This window comes from Nonomuraea sp. NPDC003201 (genome assembly GCF_053590415.1).
On the sequence record NZ_JBSFTC010000780.1, the window covers coordinates 1 to 1,095 of the forward strand.

Consider the following 1,095-nt stretch of genomic DNA (forward strand, 5'->3'; position numbering starts at 1 on the left):
TCGGGTCGAGCAGGCTAGTGATCAGGCGTAGGTGTTCGGTGCGGACGTGGCCGCCGGCGTTGCCGATGGTGATGCTGTAGTCGATGACGCGGACCTGGTGTCCGTCGCGGGCTGGATTGAGGGGCTTGGCCGGGTGTCGGTGGGCGTGGCGGGTGCGGCGGCGGATCTCGGCCGGGGTGGGGATGACAGACAGGAACGAGCCGTCGGGTAGGTCGGTCAGGCGGTCCAAGCGGGTGCTGGTGCGGGCACGCCAGAGCAGGTGGGCGCCGGTGGCGCGGGCGGTCTGCCACATGGCGTGGCCGCGGAAGTTCTGATCGGCCAACAGCAGCATGCCGGGGCCGAGCGCGCCGGTCAGACGGCGGGCCAGGACCTGTTCGCTGGCCGCGTCGATGCCGTCGAAGGTGGCATCGGCGATCGCGTGGGTGCCGCATTCGGTTACGGTCATCAGCCGTATTTGCGGGCAGGACGCGCCGTTACGGGTATCGAAGGCGGCGATGTTGCCGACGCTGCCGGGCAGATCCAAGGTGGTGGCATCCCAAGCCATAAGCCGCAGGCCGAAAGCGTGAGCGCCGGGCGTGGACGAGTCGGCCAGCACGCCGCGCACGCGCTGGAACAACGCGGCCATCGGCTCGGATCCCAGCCGCGCTCGCGCCTGCGTCAACGCCGAACTGGTCGGCAACCGGTAGTCCTGCCCGCGCCGCCCGAGCGCGGCCAGAAGGTCACGCAAGACCGCCCGATAACCCGGAGCAGCTCGACTGTCAGCAGCACTGAACAGGCATAACGCCAAAACGAAGTACACCATCAGCCGGGCGGGAAGCTTGCGTCGACGCTGTTGTATCCGCCCGGTCTCCGCCAGGGCCGCATCGACCACCTGTGGGTTGATCCACCGCGATAACACCCCCAACCTGATCTGATCCGGCACATCCCGCGACGGCATGGCAAACTGAGCGGGCAACGAAGCTCCCCACAACGAGCTGATCTTGGTCGATCGCCCGTTCTACCAGGGGAGCTTCGTTGCCACCAACCCCCTGCCACTCAGCTGCGCCCCACTCGTGATCACACCGAACGCCACTCTTAACTAAGCGGCATTGGGGC

At 67.6% G+C, this 1,095-nt stretch carries 1 protein-coding gene; it reads right to left on the reverse strand.

The window, feature by feature from the left end:
• Window positions 1-955 (reverse strand): IS4 family transposase (locus tag ACWDX9_RS63605; protein ID WP_449973501.1); only part of this gene is annotated, 955 nt, incomplete at its 3' end.
• Between the last annotated feature and the right edge of the window lie 140 nt (window positions 956-1,095).